This window comes from Porcipelethomonas sp. (assembly GCF_051893655.1).
GTDB lineage: Bacteria > Bacillota > Clostridia > Oscillospirales > Ruminococcaceae > Porcipelethomonas.
Genome location: NZ_JBJFHN010000137.1, coordinates 1 through 6,212 on the forward strand (window position 1 = coordinate 1; position 6,212 = coordinate 6,212).

Annotated in this window: 8 protein-coding genes; all 8 read right to left on the bottom strand. The window is 42.7% G+C overall.

The window, feature by feature from the left end:
• Nucleotides 1–72: 72 nt before the first annotated feature.
• Nucleotides 73–840, bottom strand: coding sequence for a hypothetical protein (locus tag ACI4WO_RS08425; RefSeq protein ID WP_439807116.1), 768 nt, complete (start codon nt 838–840; stop codon nt 73–75).
• 379 nt (nt 841–1,219) lie between these two features.
• A complete protein-coding gene (locus ACI4WO_RS08430) occupies nt 1,220–1,843 on the bottom strand; it encodes a response regulator transcription factor (protein WP_439807117.1) in 624 nt (207 codons plus the stop codon).
• Nucleotides 1,840–2,784, bottom strand: coding sequence for a sensor histidine kinase (locus ACI4WO_RS08435; protein WP_439807118.1), 945 nt, complete (start codon nt 2,782–2,784; stop codon nt 1,840–1,842). The genes ACI4WO_RS08430 and ACI4WO_RS08435 overlap by 4 nt, the downstream gene beginning before the upstream one ends.
• Nucleotides 2,781–4,439, bottom strand: coding sequence for a histidine kinase N-terminal 7TM domain-containing protein (locus tag ACI4WO_RS08440; protein WP_439807119.1), 1,659 nt, complete (start codon nt 4,437–4,439; stop codon nt 2,781–2,783). Before ACI4WO_RS08440 ends, ACI4WO_RS08435 begins: the two co-directional genes overlap by 4 nt.
• Before the next feature lie 52 nt (nt 4,440–4,491).
• Nucleotides 4,492–5,058 (bottom strand): hypothetical protein, encoded by a 567-nt coding sequence (locus tag ACI4WO_RS08445; RefSeq protein ID WP_439807120.1) that lies wholly within the window; start codon nt 5,056–5,058, stop codon nt 4,492–4,494.
• A 207-nt stretch (nt 5,059–5,265) separates the two neighbouring features.
• Entirely contained in the window at nt 5,266–5,562 is a 297-nt protein-coding gene (locus ACI4WO_RS08450) for a DUF2442 domain-containing protein (protein ID WP_439807121.1), read from the bottom strand.
• Nucleotides 5,563–5,577: 15 nt separating this feature from the next.
• Nucleotides 5,578–5,838, bottom strand: coding sequence for a DUF4160 domain-containing protein (locus ACI4WO_RS08455; protein WP_439807122.1), 261 nt, complete (start codon nt 5,836–5,838; stop codon nt 5,578–5,580).
• A gap of 2 nt (nt 5,839–5,840) precedes the next feature.
• Nucleotides 5,841–6,032: a type II toxin -antitoxin system TacA 1-like antitoxin gene (locus tag ACI4WO_RS08460; RefSeq protein WP_439807123.1), complete on the bottom strand. Its 192-nt coding sequence runs from the start codon at nt 6,030–6,032 to the stop codon at nt 5,841–5,843.
• Nucleotides 6,033–6,212: the final 180 nt, after the last annotated feature.

Genomic DNA, 6,212 nt, shown 5'->3' on the forward strand with positions numbered 1-6,212 from the left:
CTGGGCCTTGTTGTTGCGCCTGTTTGGCGGTGCATTGATTGTTTCTTTCACGCTAATGCCCTCCATTTAATATTATACGTTCCACTCAATTCCTGCGCCGGAAAGAGCCTGCTGTGTTTTTTCGATCCATTTCGTTCGGTCACCCTGCAGGACAAACTGTGCACTGGCAGTAATATTCTCCGCTGCTGATGCTTTATCGCCGCCGTTGAGCACACTCTTGAAGCTGTCCGCAATGGATGCTGCTGCCATTGCATCCTGCTGTTGGCGCTGCAGATTTTTTCGGAAACTGCCGATGCCTTTGGTCACAGTCAGTCCGAAGCATTCATTGAAATATTTCGACAGCTTTTTATATAAGCTCTGATTGCCCGGCATATAAATCTCACGGACAGCATAATCGCCGTTAAATGTGAGACAGATATACTCTTTGCCGTTTTCCATTCTGTGGTCAAGCGAGGAGTTGCCTTCCATAAGTTCATAATTGGCAAGGTCGGCATAGCGATAAATGTTGTAAATCTTATCAGAACCAATTCCTACGAAGCCGCCTCGTTCCGTTTTGAAATACATCAGACCGCTGCCGGCATAGCAGTAAAGATACCATGCACTGGTTGCACCGAACATTTCGGATTTCTTCTGTCCTTTCAAAATTTTCTCATAGATCTCATGGTTTCGCTCCTGTTCTCGCAGCAACTGTTCGTATGCTGTATAACCTGATGTCATGTTGTGAAAAACATTGCCTGCCAGCTTATAGCAGTCACGGCAGATAAACGCCCCGTCAACCAGTTTAACCTGAGATGTGAACCCGATTTCCTTTCCACAATGTTTGCATATTTCTTTCGCCATAGTATTTTCCTCCTGTTTCATCTGAACTTGTAAAAAACTCGTTATGTCAACGTATGTGTCAATTCTGCAATCAGCATACGTTTCATAAGGTATTAATCAAAAGCATTTATAGCACCGTCATTATTTACATCTCCCAGTTCTCAGTCAGTAAGCTCTCCATTTTTCACAAGCCATCGCATCAGCAAAGAGATAGTTTGGCATATTTACTACGACTCGACGCATCTTTTTCTCCTTTCCCGAAAGTATAGATTTCAATTCCTTTGTCTTTATTATACATTTTTATAAACAGGAGTGCATTACCCAAATGGGTAATATCTACAATTTTTTCAAAAAAAAATACCCGATCATACGAATCGGGCATTAGTATAACAGACAATTTTCAAAAACCGTTTACAATAAGCCGCTTGCTCATGACCATAGCGGCAAGCTTAGTCTTGGAGGTGTAGCCTGTTTTGGAAAGCATACTGCTGATATGCGCCTTGATGCAGTCAGATGATACGTCGAGTGTTTCCGCCATCTGCTTATAGGTCATGCCTTCCACCAACAGACGCAGTACTCGGATCTCCGCCTCGGTAAATTCATAGCAGGAAGCATTTCCGACCATGACTTCCGGCGTTCTGTCAGGATAGACGGATTCTCCGTTCATGGTTCGTTCCACCACATGCATCAATTTATCCTGACTGACGTCCTTAAAATAAATACTGTCCGCACCAACCTCTCTGGCACGGTTTAAGTAGCCAACATCCAGCATAGAGGTAACAACAATTACCTTGATTTTCGGGAAACGCATTTTTAAAGCTTTTGTCGCTTCAAATCCGCTTTCGTCGTTTTCTGTACAGACATCCATTAATACCAGATCCACGCAGTGTAACATACAAAAGTCCTCTGCAAGACCGGCACTGGCAAGAGAACCGACAAGGTTATAGCCGTCCGTTTGTCTGATATAGTTTTCGATTGTTTCCCATATCATACGCTGGTCTTCCACAATCAATACGTTTCTCATGTGATTTCCTCCGATCCGGCGGGGACGGACACCGTCAGTTCAAATCTTGGCTGATCCTTTACTTCCATTGTTCCGCCGCAATTCCTTACCCGAAAATTCAGGGATGCCAGTCCTCCCCCAAAAACGACTTTTCTTTCCGGTACAGTTCCATCATTGGTAATAACCGCCGAAACAGAATTTTTATCATCAGTCAGATGAACATACAGTTCTTTTGCACCTGCATGGCGAACGGCATTCGTCATGCATTCCCGTATTGCATCAATGATAATTTCGACGGCATCGGAATTTTCAGGAAGTTCGCCGTCCAATAATATCCGTATGCCAATGTCATTCGCAGCGTTTGTCAGACTGGAAATGGCATCCTGTTCTTCTGAGGATTCATTATCGTTCTTCAGCAGACGAACAGCATTTTTCCATGCTGTCAGATTTAATTCTTCCATTGGTTTGTTCTGCTGCAAAAACTGTCTTGTGGCAATGATACTTCTGCCTATGTCATCGTGAACACGCATTTTCATATTCAGAATTTCTTCTTCACGTATCAGTTCATTAATGTTTGCTGACAAAATGCGCATACGCCTGCCATATTCCCTCAGACGAATATTGTCGTCCTCCAATTCTTTTTTGTTCTTGTATAATCTGGTAACATCAGAAGCCGTGACCTGCGTATAGATTGTGCCATTGCGTATGACCACATACTCTTGTGAAAACCGCCATACACTGCCGTCCTCTAGAATATACTCATTATCTTTTGCTGTGTCACTGTTTCTTAATGCTTCCTGCAATTCAGGCAGGCTCTGCAGATCCCTGCCTGTCAAGGCAAAGACAAACCGGTGCATCTGATAATTACACAAGGTCACAATGCCGTTTTTATCAAAGAAACATATGCCGCTTGGCAGATTGTCGAAGGCTTCTTTGACAGCATTCCGCCTGAGTCTGCTCACAGCACTTCACCTCCGAGCCTTAATGTCAGCTGCCATTCTCCATCCTCATCCCGCAGTGCTGTGACTGTATCGGAGGCAAGACAGGAAAAATCGCAGGCGGAATCAGTATTTATGATGAGAAAAAGGACTTTGTCAATTTTCCCGGCGTAAACCGTCAGGCTGTTCATATCGTCCAAAGAATGTTCCACGATCTCTTCAAAAAAATCATACATGGCCATGATATGCACTGCCAATATGGGTTCTGTCAGCTCCGAATGGAATCCACATGCCACACCGTACATTTCCAGATTGTCCAAAGACTCCCCAAATGTCAGGGAAAGCTCTCTTGCGTCGAGTACGGGCGTTTTATTCGACAAAAAAACCAGGTTGCTGCGCCTCTTCAGATAAGCTCCGATAACAAGCATCTGTTTGAGAATGTGTTTGATATTTTTCTCACTTTTGGCTTTTTCCACCTGTTTGATAAGAGTGTCCATCAGATGTATCTGCCGTGCCGTATCCTGCTGTATCACGTTATAAAGACGAGTCTGTTCGGCAATCCGTGCTTTCCGTGTCTTGACCGCATTCTCCTCCTCAAGAATAACGTTGTCGTCTTCAAGTTCTTTTTTTGTTTCTTTCAGTTCCTTTAACACCTTAAGAAGCGGTGTCATATCCTCTGTCCAGAAAACATGACCGCCATGAATCGGCGCTTCTGAAAGCCGTAATCCGTTTTCCAACATAACAGGAGCTTTTTTTGCCTGACGAAGCAGTTCTGTGTCAACCTGCTTTGTTTTACGGGAGGAAAAACAGACGTTATATTCTTCATCTGTAATCTGTACCCCTATTGCGGCTGCGTCAAACAGTTCACGATAATGGGTATTGGACTGAATGAATCCGCACCGGATACAGATTTCAAATACTGCCATATAAAGCAGACAGTTTACAGCCGTCATATCTCCGAACAGAAAAATCAGCCAGTCTATCCGCAGATTGTAGAGTACCATATAGACAAGTTGTATAAAGATCGGTATGCAAGGCAGCCATATCTGCCGATGTCCGCCCGGAGTCCTGCATTTTATGTACATAACAGAAAGTGTTGCCACAGCGCACAGGAGGGACAGTGCAACGACAAGATAATAACCGACTGCGTAATCATAGTCCCCATCTCCCCACACCGCTGCATTTTTCGGAAAAGTGAACACAAGCTGATGCAGGTCGTTGGTCATAACCAGTATAAAAAGAACAGCGAACGGAACATAAAGAAACTTTGTTCGTTTCGGGAGTTGGTAATTCTCTGATTTGCCTATGGACAATGCAATCAACATTGCAAACATCGGGATAAAAAGCATAGGCAGATAATACAGATACCAAAGATAGCGTTTTATTCCAAACTGAACGGTATCGGAAATAAAGTGGAACTTTATTGTCCGAATCAAGAACCATAATATCATCAATGAAGCAATAGCAATCAGATATTTGCACACTTGCTTCTGCATAACACGGTTTTTGACAGAAACTCCCCAGGCAATATATATGCCGATATAGATGAGAGATCGGAAGAGCCCCATTACATTTGAGTAACTTCCGCTGAGCCCTGGTATGCGGCAAAGCCATGCAATTAAAATCAATATTGTAATTATGACATTTGCAGCTGCAGCTTTTTTATTCGGTTTTGTCATAGCAAATCACCCCCCGTTTAAGAAGCCGGAATGCAGTCCGACCCCCATTCTTTTATTTATTACTATTCAGATACAATTCAAGTTCCTTTATCCACTCCGGAATAACATTGCTTTTAAATATCAATCTGCCGTTTTTGTATTCAGCTTTTTCTGCAAAGCCGTTCTCATTGTCATAGAATCTGACTTCATTGCAATAGGGGAGAATGTTTGACAAATCCTCAAAGCGTTTGCCGTATCTGCGCTTTACGTCTTGTTCCGGTATATCGTGACCGCCCTTTTCAACACGGTTTTTTATACGCTTGATACTTTCATCAGCGGAACTGACACCGACATAATAAAGCCGTATGAAGTAGTCAAGCTCTCTTGCCCTCTTAATGGTTTTAAGGGTTCGAGAACCGGAAAGGGTTGTTTCCTGAGTAAAGTTGATACCTTTTTCAAGACTGCTGTTAATGCGCTCTATCGCCGCTTTACCGCCTTTGATTTTATCACCGCCCAGTGATGCAGTTATTTTGTCAGTATCAATTATAGCGCCTAAATCGTTGCTCTCAGCGGCTAACACTCCGGTAAGACTGCTCTTTCCCACACCATTGACACCGCCTATTATTGTATATATCTTCATTCCTCTTCCTCCACATACTCCATAATGTCACCAGGCTGGCAGTTAAGAAGCCGGAATGCAGTCCGACCCCATAAAAAGCGAAAGCCGCTATAAATAACGACTTTCTTTTACAATCTTACGAACAGAGGAGTAAACCCCAATGTCCTTTAACCTATCAATATAATATCATATTTCTTTATGGTTGTCAAATGCCGTATTTAAAAATCATCAAGCCACCTTAATAGGGTCTGCAACTGATTCACATTCGGCAATTGTGAAAGGGTCAATGTCAATGCAGTCGGACGGGTCTAAGTGTCCGGACAAATCCCATGCAACGGTATCATTAAGAACAGTAAGGGCATTGTGAAAGAAATCAGGGTCTTTCAGCCGTTCCCACACGCCGCCCTGTTCAATAAGCGGCTTTACCGGAACTTTTCTGACCGTACCGTCAAGCATATATGCGTAAACTGTGAAATTCTCTCCGGCTACTGCCTGAACAACAGAGGGAAACATATCTTCCTGCATAAAAACGCTCCTTTCTTAAATCAGTGGATTTATGCGGTTTAATGGCTGATTCTGTTTGGAAAGCTCCCAGTTCTGCATGAGTTCATCTCTGTGGATTTCGCACCATGCCAGAATCAGTTTTATTTGCTTGTTCGGCAGACTGCCTCTTATAACCGTACCGTTTAAAATGTCAATCATAGCTTTTCTTCCTGCGTATTCTGCATGAAAATGCGGTGGGTAATGGTCTGCATAATACATTGTAACTCTTATTCCATAAAATAAACTTATTTCAGGCATCGTTACTGTTCCTCCCTGTTTATTTTTTCGTCAATAGCCTCGTTGATAAAGCCGTTTACCGACTTGCCCTGATTTTCAGCAGCAGTTTTTATTATTTCTTTTTTGCCTTTTGGTACTCGTACCTTTAATTCATCATAATTGTTTTTCATATATTTTGCTACTGCCTTTTGCTGTGCCTTACTTGCCGGAGCCATGTATACACCCTCTTTCCCTTATTATATTATATCACATTTCTGTATCGGGTACAATATACATTTTATACAATATATCGGGTACATATTTGTGTATTATGCCACTTGGTATATCGGGGGCAATATGCTATAATATAATCACAGTCAAGGACACCTCGACTGAATCCAAAAAGGAGGAACACA